This window comes from Altererythrobacter sp. CAU 1644, assembly GCF_029623755.1.
Lineage (GTDB): Bacteria > Pseudomonadota > Alphaproteobacteria > Sphingomonadales > Sphingomonadaceae > Erythrobacter > Erythrobacter arenosus.
The window spans coordinates 2,772,728-2,797,259 of record NZ_CP121106.1; the positions used below are offsets into that span (position 1 = coordinate 2,772,728).

The following is a 24,532-nucleotide window of genomic DNA, read 5'->3' on the forward strand; positions in this document are numbered from 1 at the left end:
GCCCTTGTGAACGCAATTGCGTTCTCACAATGTTCTGTTTATCGAATCTCCATGGCCAAGCCCAAGAAACGCTATATCTGCCAGGCATGCGGCAGCGTCAGCCACCGCTGGCAGGGGCAATGTCCCGACTGCGCGGAATGGAACACGCTGGCGGAAGATGCTCCCGCCACGGTCTTTTCACAGAAGCATGACTTGTCGAGCGGGGGCAGGGCGGTCGACTTCGTCTCGCTCAACGAGCCTTCCGAACTGCCTGTGCGCCGTAGCACCGGGCTGGCGGAGTTCGATCGCGCGCTGGGCGGCGGATTGGTGCCCGGCTCTGCGGTATTGATGGGCGGCGACCCCGGGATCGGGAAATCGACCTTGCTGCTGCAGACCGCGGCCAGAATCGCGCGGGACGGGGGCGATGTGGTTTATGTCAGCGGCGAGGAAGCTTCAGGACAGGTGCGAATGCGCGCTTCGCGCCTTGGGCTCGCCGATGCGCCAGTCAGGCTCGCGGCAGAAACCTCGGTTCGCAATATCCTCACGACGCTCGGCCAGATGGCCCCGCCGACCCTGCTGGTGGTCGATTCGATTCAGACCATGCATTCGGACACGATCGAAGGGGCGCCAGGAACGGTCAGCCAGGTGCGCGGCTGCGCGTTCGAACTGATCCGTTATGCCAAGGAAAACGGTGTCGCGTTGGTGCTGGTCGGCCATGTCACCAAGGACGGCAGCATCGCCGGCCCCCGCGTCCTCGAACATATGGTCGATGTGGTGATGAGCTTCGAGGGAGAGCGCAGTCACCAGTACCGCATCCTGCGCGCGCTCAAGAATCGCTTCGGCGCGGTCGACGAGATCGGCGTCTTCTCGATGGCGCACGAGGGGCTGGAGGAGGTAGCGAACCCTTCGATGCTGTTCCTTTCGGGGCGCGACCAACCCATGGCGGGCAGCTCGGTCTTCCCGGCACTGGAAGGTACCCGCCCGGTGCTGGTCGAGATTCAGGCGTTGATCGTCCGACTGCAATCTGGGGCCACGCCGCGCCGCTCGGTGGTCGGTTGGGAGAGCAGTCGCCTCGCCATGCTGCTGGCCGTGCTGGAATCGCGCTGCGGGCTCAACTTTAGCTCCGCCGAAGTCTATCTCAATATTGCTGGCGGCTATCGCCTGTCCGATCCGGCGGCCGACCTGGCCGTCGCCGCTGCGCTCGTTTCGGCTCTCGCCGACAGGCCCCTGCCTGCACAAAGCATTTGGTTCGGCGAAGTGTCCCTGGCGGGCGAGGTTCGGCCGGTTTCGCACGGCGGCCTGCGCCTGAAAGAGGCCGATAAGCTGGGATTTTCCCTCGGATTCGGTCCGTCGGAAACCAAGAACAGTTCGCCTAAGTTAAGATTCGAAGGCGTAAGCCAGCTTTCGAACCTCGTTGACCGAGTGATGGCGAGCACGTAACGGGCGGTCGAGGACGGGATCGCGATGACAGGTTTCGATATCATTGTGCTGATTATCGTCGGCGTGGCAGCCGTCGGCGGTTTCCTGCGCGGATTGGTGCAGGAAGTCCTGTCGCTGGCGGCCTGGGTGCTCGCGGCGTTTGCGATCTATTACCTGCACACACCGCTTACCGACGGGCTCAAGGAGTATCTCGATACCGAGCCGACAACTTCGATCCTCGCTTTCGCGCTGCTCTTGCTGATCCCCTATGCAGCGATGAAGGTCATCGCCAACAATGTCGGCCAGGCTTCGCGCAATTCGATCCTCGGCCCGATCGACCGCATTCTCGGCTTTGGCTTCGGCCTGCTCAAAGGGGCGCTGATCGTGGTAATGGGCTTCTCCGTGCTGGTCCTCGGCTATGACACGGTCTGGGGTATCGAGGGACGCCCGGGCTGGATAACATCGGCCCGCACCTACCCCTTCGTCGACGCAAGTTCGCGTGATCTCGTGCAGATCGTCGCAGAGCGCCGCGCACGATTGAAGGAAGAGGCAGAGGCGGAAGCCGCAGAATGATCGATACAGGGCTGTCCCGGCTCTACTCCCCCGAACTGTTGGCCCTGGCGACGGAGCTCTACAGGTTTCCTCTGTCGGATGACCTTCTGCAACGCGCTTCGGGCCGTTCCCGCACCTGCGGCAGCACCATCGATATCGGCCTTGCGACCGACGCAGGCGGCCGGATCGAGCGTATCGGAATGAGGATCTCGGCCTGTGCTGTCGGCCAGGCTTCCTGCGCTTTGCTGGCGCGCGAAGCTGCGGGCGTATCCTCGCAAGAGATCTCGGAAACGCGCGACGGCCTGGTCGACTGGCTCGATGGGAAGCGCGAACTGCCCGACTGGCCCGGGCTTGCAGCGCTTGCGCCGGCGCGAGGTCTGACGGGCCGTCACGGCGCAATCCTCCTGCCGTGGAATGCCGCAGTCGAGGCGCTTTCCAACGCTCCAGCCAGCAGCTAGAGCAAGCTGCGGAAGTTCAAGGGGAGGTACGCCGGGCGATGACCGATGTCGCAAAACCAGCCATGCGTGAGCCGAGCGAGAAGGAAATCCGGCTCGTTATCGGCGCCAGCAGCGCCGGGACCGTGTTCGAGTGGTACGACTTCTTCATCTACGGCACGCTAGCCTACATCCTGAAGGACGCCTTCTACGATGTAGACAATGACACGCTTGGGCTCCTGCTGGTCTGGTCGACCTTCGCCGTCGGCTTTGCCTTCCGCCCGATCGGGGCGATCCTGTTCGGCTTCCTTGGCGACAAGCTGGGGCGGAAATACACCTTCCTCGTCACCGTAACCCTGATGGGCATTGCCACCGCGGGGGTCGGCTTCATTCCCACAGTCGATTCCATCGGCATAGCCGCGCCGATCATTGTGATCCTTCTACGCGTGATCCAGGGCCTCGCCCTTGGCGGCGAATATGGCGGCGCAGCCATCTACGTGGCCGAGCATGCCCCACCGGAAAAGCGCGGCTTTTACACCAGCTTCATCCAGGCGAGCGTGGCGGGCGGCTTCGTGCTGTCGATCGCCGTGGTGCTCGCCTGTCGCTGGCTGATCCCGGCGGACGACTTTGCCGACTGGGGCTGGCGCGTCCCATTCCTGCTCTCGATCATCCTGCTGGTCATCTCGCTGTGGATGCGCCTGATGCTGTCCGAAAGCCCAGTGTTCCAGGCGATGAAGGAAGAGGGCGAGATCTCGGGAAATCCATTCATCGAGAGCTTTACCTATCCCGGTAACAAGAAGCGTATCTTCGTCGCCCTGTTCGGCGTGACGGGAATCCTCACGACCATCTGGTACACCGCGTTCTTTTCCGGAATGAGCTTCCTGCGCGGGCCGATGCACGTCGACGATTTGACCGTCGAGATCATCCTGTTCGTCTCCGGCCTCATCGCGATGAGTTTCTACCTCATCATCGGCAAGTGGTCCGACCGCGTTGGGCGCAAGAAGCCGATCATGATCGGCGCCGTTTTGACGCTGTTCCTCCTGTTCCCGGCATTCTGGGGGCTGGGGAGCCTCGCCAATCCAGGTCTTGCCGATGCGGCGGAAGTGACGCCCGTCAGGATCGAAGGGCCGCAGTGTACGACCGATCCCTTCGCAGAACTTTTCGACCGCGAGCAGACCCAATGCGGCAAGGTGCTCGAGGTGTTGACCGCGTCGGGCGTATCCTACGACGTGGCCGATGGCGACGAACTGCGAGTAACGGTCGGCAGCGAAGAAATCGGGCTCGAACCGGCATGGTTCGAAGATGGCGCCGCACGGCGTGAGGGCCTGCGCGCAGCGCTCAGCGAATATGGATTCGATTTCTCCAAGCAGCAGCCAGGCATGGCCAGCCTGCTGGGGATCGTCGGCATCCTGCTCGGATTGGGGATGTTGTCGGCACTCACCTATGGTTCGGTTGCGGCTTTGCTGAGCGAGATGTTCCCACCCAAGATCCGCTACAGCTCGATGTCGATCCCCTACCATATTGGCGCGGGCTACCTCGGCGGATTCCTGCCGCTGATTGCGGGCGTGATCGTGGCGAGCACCGGCAATATCTATTCGGGGCTGTGGTACACCTGGATTGTCGTGGCATTCGGCATCATCGTCGCCTGGTGGGGCCTGCCGGATGGTCCGCCGCGTGATTTTTCCGACGATGCCGGATAAACCTTCGCCGACCCTTCGGCTGGCAATCGACAAGGACGCGCTGGCACACAACTGGCGCGCCCTCGATCGCATGTCCGGTGCCGCAAATGCAGGCGCAGCGGTCAAGGCCGATTGCTATGGACTGGGCGTCGATTCCTGTGTCCCGGTGCTGCGCGATGCCGGGGCCAAGCAGTTCTTTGTCGCCCATTGGAGCGAGGTCGAGGCAGTCGCGCGCCACGTACCGGCGGCCAGCATTTCGGTGCTCCACGGCACAGTCAAACCTGACGATGCCACATTCGCCCGTGCGACCGGGGTCATCCCGATCATTAACTCGCTCCATCAGGCGCAGGTCTGGCTCGAAGCCGGGGGAGGGCCGTGCCACCTGATGGTCGACACCGGCATCAACCGGCTCGGCCTGAGCATGCACGAGGTGGGCGATCCGTTGATAGGGCACCTCGAGATCGACGTGCTGATGTCGCACCTCGCCTGTGCCGATGAAGACTCGGCCATGAATGGCGAGCAGCTTGCAGCATTTCGCGCGATCATTCCGACTGTCCGGCATAAATCCGTCAGCTTCGCGAACAGCGCCGGGATCGCACTGGGGAGCGACTATCATTTCGATCTCACTCGCCCGGGCCTGTCGCTCTACGGCGGCATCCCGCGCGCGGAGCTGGAAGGCGAAATCCGCCAGGTCGCCATGCCGCAAGCTGCCATCATTCAGACCCGCAGGCTCGCTGCGGGAGATCGAGTCGGTTACAATGCGACCTTTACCGCTTCCTCTGCGATGCCGGTCGGTGTGGTCTCGCTGGGCTACGCCGATGGCTTCCTGCGGAGCTGGGCAGGGGGCCATTTGCTGCACGGCAATGCTGCGCTGCCGATTCTCGGAAAGGTGTCGATGGACATGATCGTCGTCGATCTTTCGCAGGCTCCCGATCTGCGCGAAGGCGACTGGGTCGACGTGCCCTATTTCCTGCCCGATGCTGCGCAGCAAACCTCTCTCGGACAATATGAATTGCTGACAATACTGGGTTCGCGACTGAAGGCTCGCTAGGCCGATGTTGCACCGCAGCTTGTGCGGGTGCTAAGTGCAATAACGCAACTGCAACAGGACGCCCCGATTGATGGCCAAGACCACCGCCGCCGATGAACCCGTAATCGTCAAGAAGTACGCCAACCGGCGGCTCTACAATACCAGCACATCGAGTTACATCACGCTCGACGATCTCGCTGGAATGGTGCGCGACAATGTCGAGTTCCAGGTACTCGATGCCAAGACGGGTGACGACATCACCCATTCGATCCTGACCCAGATCATCATGGACGAGGAAGCCAATGGCGAGCAGATGCTGCCGGTCAGCTTCCTGCGCCAATTGATCGGTATGTACGGCAATTCGATGCAGGCGATGATGCCTTCCTATCTCGAAGCCAGCATGCAGAACTTCCGCGAGAACCAGGCGAAGATCCGCGAGGCATTCGAGAAGGGGATCAGCAACACACCGCTCGCTAAGATCCATGAAACCAACATGGCCATGATGCGTGCTGCAGCCGATGTCCTCATTCCCGGAGCTGCGACGAAGAAGGCGGAGAAATCCGACAAGGCGTCGAGCGAGATCGAGGCCCTGCGCGCGCAGATGGCCGCGATGCAAAAGAAGCTGGACGAACTCGGCAAATAAGGCGAACGGGCGCTCTTGCAGCCCCGATCGAAGATTCGCCCTCCGCACAGCAGGAAACAACTACCCGTGTCCAACATTCGCCACGCCCTCAACATCAAGCGCGAAGACGATTTCGCCGCCTGGTACCAGGAAGTCATCTCGGCAGCCGATATGGCCGAGGATTCGGGGGTGCGCGGCTGCATGGTAATCAAGCCGTGGGGCTACGGCATCTGGGAGCGTATCCAGCGCCTGATGGACGATCGGATCAAGGCGGCCGGCGTCCAGAACTGCTATTTCCCGATCTTTATCCCGCTCGCCAATTTCGAGCGTGAGGCAGCCCATGTCGAAGGCTTCGCCAAGGAAATGGCCGTGGTGACGCACCATCGCCTAATCTCCGATGGCAAGGGCGGCCTGATCCCCGACCCTGAGGCCAAGCTCGAAGAGCCGCTGGTGGTGCGGCCGACCTCGGAAACGATCATCGGCGATGCCATGGCACGTTGGATCCAAAGCTGGCGCGACCTGCCGCTGCTGACCAACCAATGGGCCAATGTCGTGCGCTGGGAAATGCGGACCCGCATGTTCCTGCGCACCAGCGAATTTTTGTGGCAGGAGGGGCATACCGCCCATGCCGACCGCGAGGATGCGCTGAAGGAAACGCACCGTGCGCTGGAAATGTACCGCGCCTGTGCCGAAGAAGATCTCGCCCTGCCGGTCGTCACCGGCGAGAAGCCCGAAAACGAACGCTTTCCGGGCGCAGTCGAAACCTGGTCGATCGAAGCGATGATGCAGGATGGCAAGGCGCTCCAGGCGGGCACCAGCCATTACCTCGGCACCAACTTCGCCCACGCGGCAGGCATCAAGTACCAGGACCGCGAGGGGACCGAGCAATACTGCCACACGACCAGCTGGGGTGTGTCGACCCGCATGGTTGGCGGCGTGATCATGACGCATGGCGACGATGACGGCTTGCGCGTGCCGCCAAGGATCGCACCGCACCAGATCGTGATCCTGCCGATGTTGCGCGAACAGCCCGAAGACGAGGCCTTGCTGGCCTATTGCGAGGAAGTGCGCGCCGGGCTGGCCTCTCAGGGCGCCTGTGGCGAACCGATCCGCGTGCTGCTCGACAGCCGTCCGGGCAAGGCTGCGGCCAAGCGCTGGGACTGGGTGCGCAAGGGCGCGCCGCTGATCGTGGAGGTCGGCCCGCGCGACATGGAAGGTGGCAAGGTTGCGTTGCTGCGCCGCGACCGGCTGTGGAACACGGACAATGGCAAGCCCAACTTCGCTTTCACCGAGCGGGCGGAATTCCTGTCAAAAGCGGGCGGTCTGCTCGAGGAAATCCAGCAGGGCATGTTTGACGAAGCGGCAGGGCGGCGCGATGCCAACATCACGCGCGGCGTCACGTCAATGGACGAGGTCGCGGCCTTCTATGATGGTTCGAGCAAATACCCGGGCTGGCTGGAGGTGCAGTGGTCCAAACCGACCGGTGCCGCCCTCGACAAGGTTGTCGAACAGCTCAAGGCGCATAAGCTCACGATCCGCAATGTTCCGCGCGATGCGGAGTCGGCGGATGGAGCATGCATCTTCACCGGCGAGCCAGCGGTCGAGCGCATCCTGATCGCCAGGGCCTATTGATTTGGCGGGCAAGCGGCCTCCACGGCGCCCCCAGGGTCTCCCTTCGCGCGAACAGCTCCTCGAGTTTCTGCAGACTTCGGATACTCCCGCCGGAAAGCGGGAGATCGCCAAGGCGTTCGGCCTCAAGGGGCAGGAGAAGATCGCTCTCAAGCGCCTGCTCAAGGACATGGCCGAGGAAGGCCTCATCGACGGGAAGAAGACCGCCTATCACCGCATGGGCGGGGTGCCCAAGGTCACTGTCTTGCGCGTTGTCGAGATCGACGATGGCGAGGCGATTGCGGTGCCGGAAAACTGGTCGCCCGACGCTCCCGACAAGCCGCCGCGCCTGATCATGCAGGAGCGCAAGGGCAGGGGCGGCAAGGCCATGCCTGCACTCCGGCGCGGCGATCGGGTGCTTTCCCGCACCGAAGAAACCGAGCGCGGGTGGATTGCCCATCCGATGAAGAAGCTACCGGCCCGCACCGAAGGTCTGATGGGCGTGGTCGAGCTCGATGGCAGCGGCAAGGCCTGGCTCGCACCGGTCGACAAGCGGATCCGCAATTCCTCGCCGATCTCGGATTTGGGTGAGGCCGAGGAAGGTCAACTGGTCATTGCGGAGCGCACGGGTCGCTCTGAACGCGCGGGTGTCAGGGTGACTGAAGTGGTGGGCGATCCGCTTGCGCCCAGGAGCTTCAGCCTGATCGCCATCGCCAAGCATGGCATCCCACACGTCTTCCCCGAAGAGACATTGGCCGAAGCGAAACGCGCTGCGGAATTGCCGCTGAGCGAAGGCAAGCGCGAGGACTTGCGCAGCCTGCCGATCATCGCAATCGACCCCGCCGACGCGCGCGACCACGATGACGCGATCTGGGCTGCACCCGACAAGGAGGGCGGCTATGACGCCGTCGTCGCCATTGCCGACGTCAGCTTCTACGTGCGTCCAGGTGGCGCGCTCGACCGCGAGGCTAGGAAGCGCGGCAATTCGGTCTATTTCCCCGATCGGGTGGTGCCGATGCTGCCCGAGGTCCTGTCGGCCGACGTCTGCTCGTTGCGGCAGGACGAAGACCGCGCGGCCATGGTATGCCACTTCAATATTTCGCGCGAAGGCAAGGTTTCGGCCGTCAGGTTCACCCGCGCCATCGTCCGGATCGCGCACAACATCCCCTATGAGGACGCGCAGGCCCGCGCCCACGACAACTTCTCCCATGCCCGGGTGGGTGCCGAACAAGCTGTCGGCACGCCCAAGCATTCCTTCGGTGAGGAGCGCGATCGCGATCAGGCGCTGATGCATCTGTGGGATGCCTGGAAACTGCTCGCCAAAGCGCGTCATGCGCGCGACCCGCTCGAACTCGAACTGCCCGAACGTAGGGTCATCCTCGACGACAAGGGCAGGATCGCGGAGATACTCGTGCGCGAGCGCTTCGACGCCCACCGCGTGGTCGAGGATTTCATGATCGCGGCCAATGTTGCCGCGGCCAAGGCGCTCGAGTCCAAGACTGCCCCAGTAGTCTATCGCGTCCACGAACCACCGAGCCGCGAGAAGCTGATCGCGCTACGCGAATATCTCGCCACCCTGGGGCGCAAGCTGGCGCTGGGACAGGTGGTGACGCCCAGCCTCTTCAATCGCATGCTCAAGGACGTCAGCGACGAAGCGGAAAAGGCGCAAGTGATGGAGGCGGTGCTCCGCAGCCAGACGCAGGCCTATTATGGCCCGACCAATGCGGGGCACTTCGGCCTCTCACTCGGCAGCTATGCCCATTTCACATCGCCGATCCGCCGCTACGCCGACCTGCTGGTGCACCGCGCGCTGGTCGATGCCTACAAGCTCGAGCAGCCCAAGCCGAAGGGTAACTTGCCGGAGACCACCGGCCTGTCGGATCGGGATCGCGAATCGCTGCAGCAGGTTTCGGACGCGATCAGCCAGGCCGAACGCCGTGCGATGGAGGCCGAACGCGACACGATCGACCGCTATGTCGCCGCGTGGCTCTCAGGCCGGGTCGGCGAGACCTTCGACACGCGCATTACCGGTGTTCAGGGCTTCGGATTCTTCGCCACGATCGTCGGTTTGGGCGGGGACGGACTCGTGCCGGTCTCGACGCTGGGCCGCGAGCACTTCCGCTATGACGAGGCCGCGCAGGCGCTGATCGGTGAGGATAGTGGCACGCGTTATGCCTCAGGCGACCGGCTCCAGCTCAAACTGGCCGAGGCAAACGCGCTCACCGGTGCTCTCAAATTCGAGGTTCCCGACAGTGACGGCGACCCGATCGAGCGACGCGGAAACCGTCCGCCGCCGCGCAGGGGACCGGTGAAGAACCCAGGCGCACCTCGGCAAAAGCATGTCCAGGGCAAGCGCGGCCGCCCCAAGAACATCCGGCATCAGGGGCGCGGCAAGCGCAAGTGAACAGGGCGCGCTAGCTGCCCTTCGCTGCCTCGTCGTAATTCTCGGGCACGATGTAGAGCGGGCAGGGCAGGTTGCCCGCCTGTGCCGAAAAGTGCGTCACCAGCGGCCCGGGATTGCCGCCTTCCGCCGCGCCCAGCACCAGCGCCGCAACCTCCTGATGCTCGGCAAGGAACTCATCGACCAGCTTGAGCCCGTTGCCGACGCGCACCGAAATCGCCGGCATGATCCCGCTCTCGCTGAGCAGATTTCCGGCGGCTCCATGCGCCAGCATCTCGGCCCGATCGCGCGCTTCCTGCTCGATCGTCGCCTGCACCCCGCCAAAGGCGCTGACGTTTTGCTGCGGGACCAGCGCCAGGATATGGACCGCGCCATCGACGGCCGCGGCACGCCGCGCGGCGAAGCGCATCGCCGAACGCGCTTCACGCGTATTATCCATTACCACCAGGAATGTGCGCATCGGACCCCCATCTGTTCTGCGCACCGTATCCGCTGAAATCGTATTCTTCGCAAGAACCTTGCCCGCGCGGCACGAATTCGCCAGAGACCTTTCCGTAACGTCACATTGAGGGATTCCGTCACCCGATGCCAATCGAAATCAAGATGCCCGCGCTTTCACCCACGATGGAGGAGGGCACGCTCGCCCGGTGGCTGGTGAAGGTCGGCGACAGCGTCAGTGCCGGCGACATCATGGCCGAGATCGAGACCGACAAGGCGACGATGGAGTTCGAGGCGGTCGACGAAGGGACCATCGCCAGCATCGCGGTCGATGAAGGCACCGAGAACGTCAAGGTGGGCACGGTCATCGCCCTGCTCGCCGAAGAGGGTGAAGACGTTGATGCGGCGGCAAGCGCTCCTGCACCGTCACCGTCACCGGCTCCCGCTGCCAGCGATGGTCCGGCAGCAACGCCAAGTGCGAAGAAGCTGGCCGAGGAAGCGGGTGTCGACCTCGCATCGATCACCGGCACCGGACCTGACGGCAAGATTACCAAGGGCGACGTCGAAGGCGCGGCAGGCGGATCGCCCGCGCCTGCTCCCAGCCCGTCCCCCGCACCTGCGCCCGCACCTGCACCTTCGGGCGAACGCATCATCGCTTCGCCACTGGCCAAGCGTATTGCCGAACAGAAGGGGCTCGATCTTTCGACCATCAAGGGCAGTGGCCCGGGCGGCCGCATCGTCAAGGCCGACGTGGAAGATGTCAAACCCGGCGCGGCACCCGCGAAGGAGGCCGCAGCACCGGCTCCCTCCGCACCGCAGCCCGTTGCCCAGCTCGGCGGCGATCTCGATGCGCCCTACGAGGCACAGAAGCTCAACAATGTCCGCAAGGTCATTGCACGCCGCCTGACCGAGGCGAAGCAGACCATCCCGCACATTTACCTCACCGTGGACGTACGCCTCGACGCGCTGCTCAAGCTGCGCAGTCAGCTCAATGCCTCGCTCGAGCCCGATGGCGTAAAGCTGTCGGTCAACGACCTACTGATCAAGGCACTGGCACGGGCACTGCAGCGAGTCCCGGCCTGCAACGTCAGCTTCCAGGGCGACGAACTCTACCAGTACACGCGCGAGGATATCTCCGTGGCAGTCGCTGCGCCTTCCGGCCTGATCACTCCGATCATTCGCGATGCGGGGCGCAAGGGTCTCGCGCAGATCTCGACCGAGATGAAGGAGCTCGCTGGCAAGGCGCGTGATGGCAAGCTGCAGCCGCATGAGTATCAGGGCGGCACTGCCTCACTCTCCAACCTCGGCATGTTCGGCACCAAGCAGTTCGATGCGGTGATCAACCCCCCGCAGGCGATGATCCTTGCGGTTGGCGCCGGCGAACAACGCCCGCATGTGGTCGATGGCGCGCTCCAGGTCGCGACCGTTATGAGTGCAACCGGCAGCTTCGATCACCGCGCTATCGATGGTGCGGACGGCGCGCAGCTGATGCAGGCCTTCCAGCAGCTGGTGGAGAACCCGATGGGGCTGGTGGTTTGAGACTGCTTGTAGAGACGGGGCGGTTTTTCGTGACGGCCTTGGCAGTCGGCTTCGCGATACCTTTTTTCTATGCAATGGCTTCCATTGTTACCGGTGAGCACTTCTCGTTCGAAGCGTTTCTTGCCGTCGGAGCGATTAGCTTCGTTCTCGGACTACTGGGCGGCGTATTCTTCGGTTTACCAACTCTCTGGATTTTGAAGCGGCAAGGGTGGGCGGGCAACCAGAAGACAGTTGCGATTGTTGGCACTCTGGTCGGAGCCGTCGGTGGGGTCCTCTTGAGCGTTGCCTTTTGGCAGGGGCACGCTGAAATAATACTGGCTGGACTTTGGGCGTGGGCCTTGATGGGAGCGGTCGCTGGTCTGGTCTCCGCGTTAGTTTGGTTCTGTCTTCATGTCGGTGACAGCGAAAATCAGCATGTCTGACCGCTCGCACCAGATACTTTACTCGGCGAGCAACTCCTCTCCCGCAAAGGGAGAGGGGCAATGAGCAATGTCCTACAAACTCCCAGCTATGCGATATCTGCGACATGATCTTCTCATCGAAACACTCCGTTGCGACCACTCGCGAGACTAAGCCTCGCCCGGCCACTCTTAGCGAATTGGACCGTGTTCCAAGTGTTCCATCCGTTCAGGATTGAAAGGCTCAAACTGAATGTCTGATCAATACGACGTCATCGTTCTCGGCTCCGGACCCGGCGGCTATGTGGCGGCAATCCGCTGCGCGCAGCTGGGCCTGAAGACCGCCATCGTAGAGCGCGAAAATCTCGGCGGCATCTGCCTCAACTGGGGCTGTATCCCGACCAAGGCACTGCTGCGCTCGGCCGAGATCAAGCATTACATGGACCATGCAGCATCCTACGGCCTCAAGGTTGCAGGCAGCATCGAGGCCGACCTCGAGGCGGTGGTGAAGCGCAGCCGCGGGGTGGCGAAGCAGCTCAACCAAGGCGTCACGCACCTGATGAAGAAGAACAAGATCACGGTCCACATGGGCGAGGGGACCATGACCGGTCCCACCACCATGACCGTGAAGGGTGAGAAGGGTGAGGAGAAGCTCACCGCCAAGCACGTGATCGTCGCCACGGGCGCCCGCGCGCGGGACCTGCCGTTCGCGCCCGCCGATGGCAAGCGCGTGTGGACTTATCGTACCGCGATGACGCCGCCTGAAATGCCCAAGAAGCTGCTGGTGATCGGTAGCGGGGCAATCGGGATCGAGTTCGCCAGCTTCTACAACGACATGGGCGCCGAAGTGACCGTGGTCGAAATGCTCGACCGCATCGTTCCTGTCGAGGATGCCGACGTATCGACCTTCCTCGAAAAGTCGCTGACCAAGCAGGGCATGACGATTATGACCGGCGCCGGTGTCGAGGACATCAAGGCCGGCGACAATGGCGTGAAGGCCAAGATTAAGGCCAAGGACGGCAAGGTAAGCGAACAGGAATTCACCCACTGCATTGTCGCCATCGGCATCGTCCCGAACACCGAGAACATCGGGCTCGACAAGTTGGTCGAGATGGACCGCGGCTTCATCCAGATCGATCCCTATGGCCGCACCAAGTCGAAAGGCCTGTGGGCGATCGGCGATTGCACGCCGGGCCCGTGGCTTGCTCATAAGGCGAGCCACGAGGGTGTGACCGCCGCCGAGGCCATCGCCAAGGAATTGGGCAACAAGGATGTGCATCCGCACCCGCTCGACCGCAACAACATCCCGGGCTGCACCTATTGCCATCCGCAGGTTGCCTCGGTCGGCATGACCGAGGCAAAGGCCAAGGAGGCTGGCTACACGGTCAAGGTCGGCAACTTCCCCTTCATCGGCAATGGCAAGGCTATTGCGCTGGGCGAGGCCGAGGGCTTCATCAAGACAGTATTCGACGCCAAGACCGGAGAGTTGCTTGGCGCGCACATGATCGGCGCCGAAGTGACCGAGCTGATCCAGGGCTATGTCGTGGGCAAGCAGCTCGAGACGACCGAGGCAGAGCTGATGCAGACCGTCTTCCCGCATCCGACGCTCAGCGAGATGATGCATGAGAGCGTCCTTGGGGCATACGGCAAGGCCTTGCATATCTGACGCGAGCGGTTGAGGAGGGCGTATGACGGGTTTCCTGGTCCTCGCCTTCGTAATCCTCGTCGCCGGTGTGGTGGCGGTTCCGCTGGCGACGCGCTTCGGCCTCGGGTCGGTGCTGGGTTACCTCCTCGCCGGGATGGCGATCAGCCCGCTGCTCGATGGTCTGGGCGTCGATGTCGAGGCGCTGCAGGTTTTCGCCGAGTTCGGCGTGGTGATGATGCTGTTTATCGTCGGCCTCGAACTCGAACCGAAGCGCCTGTGGGAAATGCGCGGCAAGCTGCTGGGTCTAGGCGGGGGGCAGGTGGTGCTGACCACTCTTGCGCTGATGGCCATTGCGCTCGCCTATGACAATCCGTGGCAGACCTCGCTCGCGATCGGTCTCGTCCTGGCGCTCTCATCGACGGCAATTATCGTCCAGTCGCTGACCGAGAAGGGCCTGCTCAAGAGCGAGGGCGGGGAGGCGAGTTTCTCGGTCCTGCTGATGCAGGATGTCGCGGTCATCCCAATTCTTGCAATCCTCCCTTTTCTCGCGCTGCCTGAACTTGCCGGAGCGGTCCATGCGGGAGAAGGTGCCCATGGCGGCGCGCTCGATCTGACCGAGGAGATGAGCGGGTGGGGCGCGGCACTCGCCAGGATCGCGGCGGTGGGGGCCGTTCTGCTTGCCGGGATATATCTGTCGCGGCCGCTGTTCCGCTACATCGCGGGCAGCAATTTGCGTGAGCTGTTTACTGCGGCGGCGCTGGTGTTCGTGATCGGTATCGCGCTCTTGATGACCCTCGTTGGATTGTCGCCCGCATTGGGCACCTTCCTTGCCGGCGTGGTTCTGGCGACGAGCGAATATCGGCACGAGCTCGAGAGCGACATCAACCCGTTCAAGGGGCTGCTACTCGGCCTGTTCTTTATCACCGTCGGGGCCGGGATAGACTTCGGGCTGGCGCAGGATTTGCTCGGTGAGGTCATCTTCTGGGCCGCGCTGATCATCGTCACCAAGCTGGCGATCCTCCTGGCGATTGGCTGGCTATACGGTTTGCGCCGCCAGTCGCTGTGGCTCTTCGCCCTGAGCCTTCCCCAGGCCGGCGAATTTGCCTTTGTCCTGATCGGCTTTGCGCTCGCCAATGCCGTGTTCGACAACGCGCTGGCAGACTTGCTGCTGTTGATCGTCGCGCTGACCATGCTGGTGACGCCGCTGCTTTTCATCCTCTACGACAAGGTTATCGCGAAGGCCTATTGCGGCGGCGCCGAGCGTGAGCCCGACCAGATCGAGGAATCGAACGACATCATTCTCGCCGGTCGCGGTAGGGTTGGCGGTATCGTCGACCGGATTCTCGATGCAGCAGGCTACAAGACCACCGTCATCGACTACGACTCGAAGCACATCGAGAACCTCAAGAAGTTCGGCATGCGCAGCTATTTCGGCGATGCGACTAGACCCGACTTGCTGCAGAGCGCCGGGATAGCCGAGGCAAAACTGCTGATCGTCGCGCTCGACGAGAAGGAGCAGATCGACAAGCTGGTGGGCTACGTGACCAAGACCTATCCGGACGTCCACATCATCGCCCGCGCGATCGACCGCGACCATGTTTACAAATTGTGGGCGATCGGCTGCCGCGACATCATCCGCGAAACCTACGACGGATCGCTTCGGATCGGACGCTCGGCCCTCGAAGCTCTCGGTCACGATCGGCAGTCTGCGACGGCGATGGTCGACGCATTCGAGGAGATGGACCGCCGCGCAATGCCTATCGTGGCCGACCTCTACCGCGTGGACTTGCCCGCATGGGAAAACGAGCCGTTGATCGCCAAGATCAAGGAGCTTCGGGCGGAATGGGATCCGAAGCTGCGCGACCAGATGGATGAGATCGTAAGTCGCGGAAACTGATGGGGACTTTGGACCTACAGGGCGTAAAGACTTGTAAACTTTCAAGCGAAGTGCGTGCAACGCGGGCGCAACGAATGTAAAATCCGTCGGAAAAGAACATAGCATCGCTGTGGGAGATTTTCGAATGCGGGTGGCCATTGCTGACGACGAGCAGGAAATTCTCGACCAGGTGTCGACAGTAGTCAAAGCTGCCGGACACACGGTCGATTGCTTCCGGAACGGGATCGATTTGCAGAACGCGCTGAAGCGCGAAACCTACGACGTCGTCCTGCTCGACTGGAACATGCCGGGGTACACCGGGCTGGAGATCGTGACCTGGGCGGACGAGACCCTCTCTGTGCGACCGCCATTCATCCTGCTGACCAGTCGGCGCGAGAAGGGCGAGGTCGTGCGCGGACTTGAGGCCGGAGCCAGCGACTACATCGTCAAGCCCGAGTCGGAAGACGTTATCCGCGCTCGGATCGAAGCAGCCGGCCGCAAGACGAAGACCGACATGAAAGAGCGCCACCTCACTTTTGGCGCCTATGAGTTCGATCAGAAAGAGAGCGTCGTTTCCAAGGACGGTCAGGCCATCGCGTTGACCGCCAAGGAATATCAGCTTGCTCTCCTGTTCTTCCAGAATATCGATCGTCCGCTTTCGCGCGGATACTTGTTCTCACGCGTCTGGGGGGGTAACGCCAATCTGGAGACGCGCACGATCGACATGCATGTGTCGCGGTTGCGCTCGAAGCTGGAATTGAAGCCGCACAATGGCTTTGTCATCCGTACGGTCTTCGGTTTCGGCTACCGGATGGACAGCTTCAACGAAGAGGCTGAAGCTGCGTAAGACGGACAATGCTGAGAGGTAGAAGATTGCGAGGCATGGGTCGCCCAGGAATTCTCGGCCTCGCTGGCGCCATGGCTGCAAGCCTCGCGAGTTGCGCGATAAATGATCCGCTCGCGCTCGACCGCGCCGGAGTCCCGCAAAACCTGGAGACGATCGAGCTCGTCGCATCGGAAGACGACGGTGCGTTACGTTCGCAATTCCGCGAAGCTGTTGTCGATGCATTCGGTCGACGGGGGATCGGAATTGCCGAGGGTTCGAAGGCGGTTGCCGATCTGGCGATTTCCCTGAGAAGCGCGGAGACCGCAATTATTCCCGGTGCTCAATCCCAGACCCAGGAATCGACCGGGCCGATCAAGTCTGACGGCCGCGAGGGCAAGTGGTTCGAGAGCTGCGACGGCGAGCGACTTCGTGCAACACTGGCGGTTTTCGATCGATCGAGTGGTGCGCTCAATTACCGCGGGTCGGTCCAGTCGGACCAATGTCGGGGCAAGCCTGTCCCGGTCGCAGTGCTTGCCGAACGACTTGTTGGCGATGCTCTGGGCGAGGTTGCGACCGAAACTTCCGAATAGGCAATCCAGTGTCAACCGCGGAGCAGACGGATAGCAATCTCGGAGCCCTCTTCGCGGCTCGATTTCAGGCTGATCGTGCCGCCGTGTTCGTCGACTGCGCGCTTCACGTAAGCGAGACCAAGGCCAACACTCAGTCCGGCATCACCAGACTGCGCTCCAAAACGTTCGAACGGTTGCTCTAGGCGATCTTCCGGAAAGCCTTCGCCCTGGTCGCTGACGACAATCGTAATGCTCTCGTCATCTATGGGATCGAGCGCGAGAGTGATCCGGCGTCCGCTTGGCGTGTGCTTGATCGCATTGTCGAGAAGATTGTCGACGACGCGTGAGATCGCATAGGGATCGACGAGGCAGAATTCCGGGTCATCGGGTATTCGGGTCTCGATCGATACGCCCTTGCGTTTCGCCGCCGGGAACGCCCGGTCGGCAGCTTCATAGAGCAGCGCGCCGATATCACAGTCTTCACGCGTTATCCCATCGTACCCCAACCGCGCGATCTGGACGAAGTTCTCGGCCAGCGAGAGCGTGCGTCGCGCCTGGCCTTCGATCCGGGCGAGACGCTCTTCCTTCACCAATTCCTCGCTCGACTTGCCGGTCAGTCCGATGATCGCCACCTGTGGCGAGCGCATGTCGTGGGAAAGAAACTCGAGCATCTCCTGGCGTTGCCTCTCGGCATTGCGCAGTTCGGTGACTTCCCGCAGGATCATGACCTCGCTTCCTATGTCTGCATCCAGCGGAGCATTGGCCACCAGAAATGCTCGACCGTCCTGGAGGATCATCTCCTGCGATTCTGGATCGTACCGGGCACGGACCCCTGCGACCAGCTCAGCAAAATGCGGTTGATCTTCAATCGACCAATGCGCGAACAATTCCATTGCCTTGTCGTTCATCAGCGCAACCTGGCGCTGCTTATCAAACACCAGCATCGGATCAGGGGCCGCGTCGATGACACCGCGGATAAAAGACAAGCTCTGCTTGACCTCGTCGGTCAGCCGCTTGACCTGCGAAACTTGCCGCGCGACGGCATCAAAGCCGTAGCCCTCTACGCTAGTCTTGCCGGGAGCACTTTGTTCCAGCGTGCGAGCCTCAGCCTCGAGGAACCGGCTCACCATGGCCAGTCTCCGCCATCCCCAAAGGGGATAGGCGATCACTATTGCCGCAAGGGCAGGAGCGATCCGCAACCACATTTGTCCGAGCCAAACCGAAAGTATGGCAACGAGCAGCAAGACCGCCAGCAGCCCAAATGCAAATAGCAAGGAGGTTCGCGGCGTTGCCTTCCAGAAGACCAGCATCAACGCAATAACAGACAACGCAAGAATAAGCGTGTTCAGCGCCAGCGGGACCGGCTTGACGATGCGACCTTCGCTGATCGCTGCCATCATGTTCGCCTGGATTTCGACCCCGCTCATGATGCGACCTGCGTAGTCCGGTACCGAATATCGATCGCCTAGCCCTTGGGCGGTTGCGCCGATCAACACGCGTTGTCCGCGCAGGAATTCGGGCGGAACGGTTCCGTTCAGCATATCGGAGGCGGAAATCGTGCGAAAACTGCCCGATGGCTCGACAGGAAAGATCGGGACATCCCGATGAGTGAAGATGCCGCGGGGGCCAACTTCACCGCGTAGTCGCTCGGTGACCAGGGCAAGGTGCGGATAGTCCTCGCCGTCGGCACGATAGTGGCTTGAGAAACGCCGCACGATACCGTCGCTGTCGGGAAACACCGCGACATGTCCGATCCCGGCGGCGACTGCGGAAAACGCCGCCAACGGCATGACGGGAACTACTTCATCGATCGCGCCGGGCTTGGGGGCAAAGGTGTGGGGCAGGGTAACCTTGCCGGCTTCGGCCAAGGCTTGTTCTAGTGCCTTGTCGCTCTCAGCCGTACTTGGTTCGATCAGCAGAATATCGAACACCACAATTTCGGGTTCTGCTGTGGCGACTGCATCGACGAGCTGTGCGAAGATCTCCCGATCCCATGGCCATGTTCCGATATCCGCGAGACTGCGGTCGTCGATGGTCACAAGAACGATGTCGTCTGGAGCGCTCCCGGCGATCGCCTCCATGCCGAAATCCAGCGCACGCTGGTCCAGGCGTTCCCCGAACCCTCTTTCAAGCCCCAGCATGACGAAGGCAAGCGCTGCCAGGAGCAAGAGGCTCCACTCGATCGAAAGGCGCTTGTTGTTCATCTGGAGATGGCGACGATCCTGCCGTCTATTCGGTGATGTTGAGGGTTTGTGCTTCCCCCCATACCTTTATCACGTCGCCTTCGTCGATCTGGAATGCGCCGACCCGCCACTGATAGCTTCCCGGGTCTAGCTCGCTGATAAGGAGGTCGAATTGCTCAAGGCCTACCTCGTCGAACAGCAGACTGCCTTCCTGACCCTCGCGCCAGAGCTGGAACGCGTGGAATGACTTGCCGCTGCCTTCCGGCAACCACGCAAACTTGAACGCGTCCGCATTTGGATCGTTCGCGACAGACGCCTGGACGCCCACACGCTTGCGGCGGAAGGAATAGGCCTCCGAGAAACCCTCAAGTCCACTCTGCGCGATCCCCCGGCTCCGCACGAAGTAGCGACCATCGTCCAATTCGTCGAAATTTGGCTGGGTGTCCGGCTCAATGGTTTCGGAAACGACTTCGATAAAGCCAGCATCGCGAGCGAGCTGCGTGCGATAGGCCTTGGCGCCATCCAGCGGCACGATTGCGAACGCGACAGTGTCCGCAGTCTGAACTCTTCCGGCATTGATAAGCTCGGGGGAGGGGAGCAGCGCTTCGAGCTCACCCATTGCTCCGGCCCTTGCAGAAACACCGAAACCCGCCTCGGCGGCGATGTCGGTGACGTCGTTTGCGACGGTCACTGTGCCTTCGGTAACTTCGGTCGCGGCGATTTCGGCTGTTGGATCGAACGATACCCTGAACTGGGTTCCGCGCACAGCAGTCGCGGCGACCGGGGTTCCGACCCGATAGCGCTCATTGCTCTTGAGCTTCGGGGCTACCACCTCCCCGCGACCTTCGAGGACCTTCAAATCGAAGTCGACCGAATTGTCGATCAGGTATCTTCGCGCACCGTCGATCCGGACCCGTGAGTTGGAGGGCAGCGATATTCGGGAATTTTCGTGGCCTGCAAGCGAGACAAAACCCTTCATTCCGGTCGAAACCACAGCGCCTTCACGCAGGACCATGCCGAGGGTCGGAAGCCCCTCTTCGCCGGCTCCTGCGATCGTAACCGGGCCATTAAATGCGATTACGCGGACATCGACCGGTTCATATCTCAGCAGATCCCGAGGGATCTTGATGAGACGGTTCGGCTGGAGTTCCCTGGGATTGCGGATTCGGTTGATCCGCTGGACGCGCACGAAACCGGACCGATCTGAAAAGTAATCCTGAGCTAGCTGGTAGAGCGTGTCGCCCTTTGCCACCCGGTAATCGACCGTTCCATCGTCGCGCGCGGACGCCGTCGCAGCAAGGAGGGCGGTCGAGGCCACAAGGAGCAGTTTCGTCGGTAGTTTCATGCGCTTCCAGTCCTTATCGGTGGTCTTTTACCGAATTGAGCGCAGATGCCAAAGCGCAGCCCGCCGTGCCTTCACACGATTTTACAAGGATGGGAGCTTTCAAGCCGAAGGAAAACTGGCGGACAGGGTGGGATTCGAACCCACGGTGAGCTTGCACCCACGGCGGTTTTCAAGACCGCTGCATTCAACCACTCTGCCACCTGTCCGTTGACGCGCTCGCTAGCGTGGCAGATTGCGGTTGTCACCAGCATTTGCGCCGATAGAACACGCGCATGGCTCACGGCACCCACGATTTTGCGCCTGATCCGCGCAATCAATCCATCCTCATCAATGTTAATGGCGAGCTGGTCCCGCGGGCCGAGGCGACCGTCTCCGTATTCGACAGCGGATTCATGTTGGGTGACGGGGTCTGGGAGGGGCTGCGTGTCCACCAGGGCAAGATCGCGTTTCTCGATGCTCACTTGAACCGGCTATACGAGGGTGCCAAGGCGATCGCGATGGATGTGGGCCTGAGCCGTGAGGAACTCACCCAACGCCTCTACGCCACCATCGACGGCAACGGGATGCGCGAGGAGGAGGGCGTTCACATCCGCTTGATGGTGACGCGGGGAATTCGTTCGACACCCTATCAGGATCCGCGCGTGGTCATCTCTCCTGCGACCATCGTAATCATTGCGGAGTTCAAGGAGCCGCTGCCGTCGACGGTGGAAAGCGGTATCCGGCTCTTCACCGTGCATGTGCGGCGCGGCGATCCTGCCGTTCAGGATCAGAAGCTCAATTCACACTCCAAGCTCAATTGCATTACTGCCTGCATTCAGGCGGCGCAGGCCGGCGCGGACGAGGCACTGATGCTCGATCCGCACGGTTTCGTCGCGACCTGCAATTCGACCCACTTCTTTATCGTCCGCAAGGGTGAAGTGTGGACTTCGAGCGGGGATTACTGCCTCGGCGGGATCACGCGCGCCAACGTCATTCGGATCTGTCGGGACGCTGGTATTCCGGTATTCGAAAAGAACTTCTCGCTCACCGATGTCTACGGCGCCGACGAAGCCTTTGTAACCGGAACCTTTGCCGGGGTCGTGCCGGTTACCGAGGTCGACGGCCGCAGGTTGACCGTGGGAAGGGGCCCAATGGTGAAACGGCTGCAGGGCATCTACCGCGAACTGATCGAGCGGGATGTCGCTTGATGGGAGAACCGATCCGCATCGCGATGTGGTCGGGCCCTCGCAACATTTCGACGGCGATGATGCGCAGTTTTGGCGCGCGCGCCGATTGCGCGGTCTCGGACGAGCCTTTCTACGGCGCCTTTCTCAAGGATAGCGGGGAGCCGCACCCGATGGCCGAAGAGATCATCGCGGACATGGATTGTGACTGGCGGAGTGTCCTCGCTACACAATCTGGCGCGATCCCGTCGGGAAAGACCGTCTGGTATCAAAAACATATGCCGCACCATATGGTCGGACCGATCAGCCTCGCCGACATGCCCGAACACCGGCACGCATTCCTGATCCGCTCGCCCGAACGCGTGGTGGCGAGCTACCGCAAGAAGAACGAACTGGCAGATCCCGAGGCCTTGGGCTTTGCGAGGTTGAGACAGTACTTCGAGTTCGAGCGACAACGGACTGGAAGGGCGCCACCCGTAGTCGATTCGGATGACATTCTCACTGATGCGGCTGGCGTTCTGACGCGCCTGTGCCATTCGCTCGGCATTCCCTGGGACGAGGCGATGCAGTCATGGGAGGCCGGGCCTCATCCCGAGGACGGTATCTGGGGCGTCCATTGGTACGACAAGGTCAACAAGTCGAACGGATTTGGCGCTCCACCTGAATCAATGCCCGAACTGACAGGCGAATATCGCGCTATCGCCGAGGCATGCCGTGCGGATTACGAGGCTCTCAAGGTATTCGCGCTCTAGCGGCCGTCAATTCGCGCCAAATGTCATGCTTTTCGTCGAATTATTCCCTTTAGTCATTGGCGTTTAAGCTTGGCGCTGACACAATGGACGCCATGTCATTCAAGCGCATTCTCCTCACCTTCGCCGCCACACTTTCGCTCGGTCAAGCTGAGGTAGCCATTGCCCAGGATACGCAGCTATCGTTCGATGCGTACCTCCAACTGCTCGTCGCGCGGGCCCGGGCCGAAGGAGTAAGCGAGGCGACGATCAGGCGCATGACCAGCGACTTGACGCCCAACGAAACCGTCATTCGGCTGGACCGCGCACAACCAGGCACTCCGACCCGTGATGGATATCCAGCACTGGCACCCTACATCTCGCGCCATGTCGACGATGCCCGCATAGATGGTGGCAGAAGCGTCTTTCGCACCCATCGCTCGACCTTGTTGCGGATCGAGAACGAGTATGGCGTTTCCGGCGAGATCATCGTTGCAATCTTCGGACACGAAACGGCCTACGGCCAGGTGAAGGGCAATTTCGACTTGGCGCGCTCGCTCGCGACGCTTGCCTGGGAGGGTCGTCGTCGTGACCTTTTCGCAAGTGAATTCGTCGACTTACTGAAGGTAGCTGACAAGGGTTATCCGCGTTCAACGCTGGTCGGCAGCTGGGCCGGGGCGTTCGGCAACCCGCAATTCCTGCCAAGCGTCTACATGCGTCTTGCCAAGGATGGCGATGGAGATGGGCGGGCGGATATCTTCAACAACCGCTCGGACACCTTTGCTTCCATTGCCAACTATTTCCGCGATGCCGGTTGGCGGACAGGTCAGCCGTGGGGCGTGCGCGCCTTCATCCCGTCCGGTTTCGAAGTCGACGCCTACAAGACCAAGATCAATTCGCCCGTGTGTCCGCGTGTTCATGAGCGTCACAGCCAATGGAAGACGGTAAGGGAGTGGCGCGCGCTTGGGGTGCAGCCCCAGCGCCCCTTGGGCGATAATGTGATGGCTTCACTGTTCCAGCCCGACGGACCGGGCGCCCCTGCATGGCTGTTAACCACAAATTATCGGGTTATCCTCGAATATAACTGCTCGAATTACTACGCAATGAGTGTGGGATTGCTGGCAGATGAGATTGCGAGATGACAGTTTGCGTGGGGGCCTTGCCCTAATTGCCGCTCTGACGCTTGCAAGCTGCAGCATGATTGGGGGTGCGCCGCGCGCAGAAGCCGGCAAGCCAACCACCCAGGAGGCTGAGCAGGTCGCGGCCAATGGGCCGGCAGCCGATTACCCCGTTGTCCTGGGCGAGCCCTACAAGATTGACGGCCTCGAGTATGTTCCGGCCGACACGTGGAATTATGACGAAGTCGGTTATGCCACGGCTGACGTGGGCGAAGGCGTAACGGTTTCTCACAAGACCTTGCCACTGCCGAGCTACGTCGAGGTCACCTCGCTCGAAAGCGGCAAAACCGTGCTCATGCGTGTCGAGCGGCGCGGCCCCTTGACCAATGCGCATGTCGTTGGGCTCTCCGCCCAAGCGCAATCCGTTCTTGGAGCGTCCGAGTCCACACCTGTCCGCATCCGCCGCGTCAATCCACCCGAGGCCGAACGAGCGCTACTCCGAGCAGGCGAGCCTGCTTCAGATCGGCTCGATATGCCGATGTCCCTGGTCACGGTATTGTTGCGCAAGCTGCCGGCTTCCGGGACTGCTTCGCTGGCGGCCGCCAAGAAGCCTGCGGAACCTTCGCCGACGGAAAGCTCACCGGCAACCGAGGTACCGCGGATCGCGATCGAGGATGTGACCGAAGTACCGGCGCCAGAAGCGAAACCCGCGGGACCTTCCGTCGCCCGTATCGAGGCCACGCCGCTCACTGAGCGCACCGCACCGGTCGCTGGCGGATTCGTCATCCAGGCCGCTGCTTTCTCGAGCAAGGAAAATGCTGAAAAGGCGGCCAAAACCCTCAAAGGCTTCGTCGATTCGAGCGGCAAACTGTTCCGGGTTCGCACCGGCCCTTACACAAGTCGTGGACAGGCCGATGCCGCGCTCGCCAAGGTGAAGGCAGCGGGTTATAGCGACGCGAGAGTTATTAAAGCTGGATAGG

General features: G+C 61.7%; 21 protein-coding genes and 1 tRNA gene. 18 read left to right on the forward strand and 4 right to left on the reverse strand.

From position 1 onward, the window contains the following. Positions 1 to 51 precede the first annotated feature (51 nt). The 8 genes from radA (at position 52) to P7228_RS13845 (ending at position 9,727) form a co-directional block, all read left to right on the forward strand. A complete protein-coding gene (radA, locus tag P7228_RS13810) occupies positions 52 to 1,419 on the forward strand; it encodes a DNA repair protein RadA (protein ID WP_278015812.1) in 1,368 nt (455 codons plus the stop codon). A gap of 24 nt (positions 1,420 to 1,443) precedes the next feature. Beyond that, positions 1,444 to 1,971 carry a CvpA family protein gene (locus P7228_RS13815; protein ID WP_278015813.1) on the forward strand — a complete coding sequence of 176 codons (528 nt, stop codon included), beginning with the start codon at positions 1,444 to 1,446 and terminating at the stop codon, positions 1,969 to 1,971. Continuing rightward, positions 1,968 to 2,408: an iron-sulfur cluster assembly scaffold protein gene (locus P7228_RS13820; protein WP_278015814.1), complete on the forward strand. Its 441-nt coding sequence runs from the start codon at positions 1,968 to 1,970 to the stop codon at positions 2,406 to 2,408. The genes P7228_RS13815 and P7228_RS13820 overlap by 4 nt, the downstream gene beginning before the upstream one ends. Before the next feature lie 38 nt (positions 2,409 to 2,446). Further along, entirely contained in the window at positions 2,447 to 4,084 is a 1,638-nt protein-coding gene (locus P7228_RS13825; RefSeq protein ID WP_278015815.1) for an MFS transporter, read from the forward strand. Next, positions 4,074 to 5,114: an alanine racemase gene (gene alr, locus P7228_RS13830; protein WP_278015816.1), complete on the forward strand. Its 1,041-nt coding sequence runs from the start codon at positions 4,074 to 4,076 to the stop codon at positions 5,112 to 5,114. The genes P7228_RS13825 and alr overlap by 11 nt, the downstream gene beginning before the upstream one ends. A gap of 70 nt (positions 5,115 to 5,184) precedes the next feature. After that, positions 5,185 to 5,736 (forward strand): polyhydroxyalkanoate synthesis repressor PhaR, encoded by a 552-nt coding sequence (phaR, locus tag P7228_RS13835; protein WP_278015817.1) that lies wholly within the window; start codon positions 5,185 to 5,187, stop codon positions 5,734 to 5,736. Positions 5,737 to 5,802: 66 nt separating this feature from the next. Continuing rightward, a complete protein-coding gene (gene proS, locus P7228_RS13840; RefSeq protein ID WP_278015818.1) occupies positions 5,803 to 7,347 on the forward strand; it encodes a proline--tRNA ligase in 1,545 nt (514 codons plus the stop codon). 1 nt (position 7,348) lies between these two features. Next, positions 7,349 to 9,727, forward strand: a complete 2,379-nt coding sequence (locus P7228_RS13845; RefSeq protein WP_278015819.1) for a ribonuclease R family protein — start codon at positions 7,349 to 7,351, stop codon at positions 9,725 to 9,727. A gap of 10 nt (positions 9,728 to 9,737) precedes the next feature. On the opposite strand, the gene P7228_RS13850 is transcribed toward P7228_RS13845, so the two are convergent. Continuing rightward, complete coding sequence (locus tag P7228_RS13850) at positions 9,738 to 10,184, reverse strand: universal stress protein (protein ID WP_278015820.1); 447 nt, start codon at positions 10,182 to 10,184, stop codon at positions 9,738 to 9,740. Between the two features lie 125 nt (positions 10,185 to 10,309). Between P7228_RS13850 and P7228_RS13855 the strand changes: the two genes are divergently transcribed. From P7228_RS13855 to P7228_RS13880, 6 genes are all read left to right on the forward strand, one after another. Continuing rightward, positions 10,310 to 11,701 carry a 2-oxo acid dehydrogenase subunit E2 gene (locus P7228_RS13855; protein ID WP_278015821.1) on the forward strand — a complete coding sequence of 464 codons (1,392 nt, stop codon included), beginning with the start codon at positions 10,310 to 10,312 and terminating at the stop codon, positions 11,699 to 11,701. Next, positions 11,698 to 12,123: a hypothetical protein gene (locus P7228_RS13860; RefSeq protein ID WP_278015822.1), complete on the forward strand. Its 426-nt coding sequence runs from the start codon at positions 11,698 to 11,700 to the stop codon at positions 12,121 to 12,123. Before P7228_RS13855 ends, P7228_RS13860 begins: the two co-directional genes overlap by 4 nt. 229 nt (positions 12,124 to 12,352) lie before the next feature. After that, positions 12,353 to 13,765: a dihydrolipoyl dehydrogenase gene (gene lpdA, locus P7228_RS13865; protein ID WP_278015823.1), complete on the forward strand. Its 1,413-nt coding sequence runs from the start codon at positions 12,353 to 12,355 to the stop codon at positions 13,763 to 13,765. 22 nt (positions 13,766 to 13,787) lie between these two features. Beyond that, entirely contained in the window at positions 13,788 to 15,641 is a 1,854-nt protein-coding gene (locus tag P7228_RS13870; RefSeq protein ID WP_278015824.1) for a cation:proton antiporter domain-containing protein, read from the forward strand. A 124-nt stretch (positions 15,642 to 15,765) separates the two neighbouring features. Further along, on the forward strand, positions 15,766 to 16,467 hold the full coding sequence (locus P7228_RS13875) for a response regulator transcription factor (protein WP_278015825.1): 702 nt from the start codon (positions 15,766 to 15,768) through the stop codon (positions 16,465 to 16,467). Between the two features lie 35 nt (positions 16,468 to 16,502). Continuing rightward, positions 16,503 to 17,036, forward strand: a complete 534-nt coding sequence (locus P7228_RS13880; protein WP_278015826.1) for a hypothetical protein — start codon at positions 16,503 to 16,505, stop codon at positions 17,034 to 17,036. Positions 17,037 to 17,047: 11 nt separating this feature from the next. Here P7228_RS13880 and P7228_RS13885 read toward each other — a convergent pair whose 3' ends face one another. From P7228_RS13885 to P7228_RS13895, 3 genes are all read right to left on the reverse strand, one after another. Then, entirely contained in the window at positions 17,048 to 19,219 is a 2,172-nt protein-coding gene (locus tag P7228_RS13885; RefSeq protein WP_278015827.1) for a CHASE2 and HATPase_c domain-containing protein, read from the reverse strand. Between the two features lie 25 nt (positions 19,220 to 19,244). Continuing rightward, positions 19,245 to 20,543 (reverse strand): FecR family protein, encoded by a 1,299-nt coding sequence (locus P7228_RS13890; RefSeq protein ID WP_278015828.1) that lies wholly within the window; start codon positions 20,541 to 20,543, stop codon positions 19,245 to 19,247. Between the two features lie 116 nt (positions 20,544 to 20,659). Beyond that, positions 20,660 to 20,749: transfer RNA gene (locus P7228_RS13895), tRNA-Ser, on the reverse strand. 66 nt (positions 20,750 to 20,815) lie between these two features. On the opposite strand from P7228_RS13895, the gene P7228_RS13900 reads away from it, so the two are divergent. The 4 genes from P7228_RS13900 (at position 20,816) to P7228_RS13915 (ending at position 24,531) form a co-directional block, all read left to right on the forward strand. After that, positions 20,816 to 21,730: an aminotransferase class IV gene (locus P7228_RS13900; RefSeq protein ID WP_278015829.1), complete on the forward strand. Its 915-nt coding sequence runs from the start codon at positions 20,816 to 20,818 to the stop codon at positions 21,728 to 21,730. Further along, a complete protein-coding gene (locus P7228_RS13905; protein WP_278015830.1) occupies positions 21,730 to 22,458 on the forward strand; it encodes a sulfotransferase-like domain-containing protein in 729 nt (242 codons plus the stop codon). Before P7228_RS13900 ends, P7228_RS13905 begins: the two co-directional genes overlap by 1 nt. A gap of 92 nt (positions 22,459 to 22,550) precedes the next feature. After that, positions 22,551 to 23,576 (forward strand): lytic murein transglycosylase, encoded by a 1,026-nt coding sequence (locus P7228_RS13910; RefSeq protein ID WP_278017777.1) that lies wholly within the window; start codon positions 22,551 to 22,553, stop codon positions 23,574 to 23,576. A gap of 55 nt (positions 23,577 to 23,631) precedes the next feature. Continuing rightward, positions 23,632 to 24,531 carry an SPOR domain-containing protein gene (locus P7228_RS13915; protein WP_278015831.1) on the forward strand — a complete coding sequence of 300 codons (900 nt, stop codon included), beginning with the start codon at positions 23,632 to 23,634 and terminating at the stop codon, positions 24,529 to 24,531. Position 24,532: the final 1 nt, after the last annotated feature.

What these genes read in the sequence shown, in the direction of transcription:
- radA (WP_278015812.1), top strand. Translation starts at nt 52, where the DNA reads ATGGCCAAGCCCAAGAAACGCTATATCTGCCAGGCATGCGGCAGCGTC.
- P7228_RS13815 (WP_278015813.1), top strand. Translation starts at nt 1,444, where the DNA reads ATGACAGGTTTCGATATCATTGTGCTGATTATCGTCGGCGTGGCAGCC.
- P7228_RS13820 (WP_278015814.1), top strand. Translation starts at nt 1,968, where the DNA reads ATGATCGATACAGGGCTGTCCCGGCTCTACTCCCCCGAACTGTTGGCC.
- P7228_RS13825 (WP_278015815.1), top strand. Translation starts at nt 2,447, where the DNA reads ATGACCGATGTCGCAAAACCAGCCATGCGTGAGCCGAGCGAGAAGGAA.
- alr (WP_278015816.1), top strand. Translation starts at nt 4,074, where the DNA reads ATGCCGGATAAACCTTCGCCGACCCTTCGGCTGGCAATCGACAAGGAC.
- phaR (WP_278015817.1), top strand. Translation starts at nt 5,185, where the DNA reads ATGGCCAAGACCACCGCCGCCGATGAACCCGTAATCGTCAAGAAGTAC.
- P7228_RS13850 (WP_278015820.1), bottom strand. Translation starts at nt 10,184, where the DNA reads ATGCGCACATTCCTGGTGGTAATGGATAATACGCGTGAAGCGCGTTCG.
- P7228_RS13855 (WP_278015821.1), top strand. Translation starts at nt 10,310, where the DNA reads ATGCCAATCGAAATCAAGATGCCCGCGCTTTCACCCACGATGGAGGAG.
- lpdA (WP_278015823.1), top strand. Translation starts at nt 12,353, where the DNA reads ATGTCTGATCAATACGACGTCATCGTTCTCGGCTCCGGACCCGGCGGC.
- P7228_RS13870 (WP_278015824.1), top strand. Translation starts at nt 13,788, where the DNA reads ATGACGGGTTTCCTGGTCCTCGCCTTCGTAATCCTCGTCGCCGGTGTG.
- P7228_RS13875 (WP_278015825.1), top strand. Translation starts at nt 15,766, where the DNA reads ATGCGGGTGGCCATTGCTGACGACGAGCAGGAAATTCTCGACCAGGTG.
- P7228_RS13880 (WP_278015826.1), top strand. Translation starts at nt 16,503, where the DNA reads ATGGGTCGCCCAGGAATTCTCGGCCTCGCTGGCGCCATGGCTGCAAGC.
- P7228_RS13885 (WP_278015827.1), bottom strand. Translation starts at nt 19,219, where the DNA reads ATGAACAACAAGCGCCTTTCGATCGAGTGGAGCCTCTTGCTCCTGGCA.
- P7228_RS13890 (WP_278015828.1), bottom strand. Translation starts at nt 20,543, where the DNA reads ATGAAACTACCGACGAAACTGCTCCTTGTGGCCTCGACCGCCCTCCTT.
- P7228_RS13900 (WP_278015829.1), top strand. Translation starts at nt 20,816, where the DNA reads ATGGCTCACGGCACCCACGATTTTGCGCCTGATCCGCGCAATCAATCC.
- P7228_RS13905 (WP_278015830.1), top strand. Translation starts at nt 21,730, where the DNA reads ATGGGAGAACCGATCCGCATCGCGATGTGGTCGGGCCCTCGCAACATT.
- P7228_RS13910 (WP_278017777.1), top strand. Translation starts at nt 22,551, where the DNA reads ATGTCATTCAAGCGCATTCTCCTCACCTTCGCCGCCACACTTTCGCTC.
- P7228_RS13915 (WP_278015831.1), top strand. Translation starts at nt 23,632, where the DNA reads ATGATTGGGGGTGCGCCGCGCGCAGAAGCCGGCAAGCCAACCACCCAG.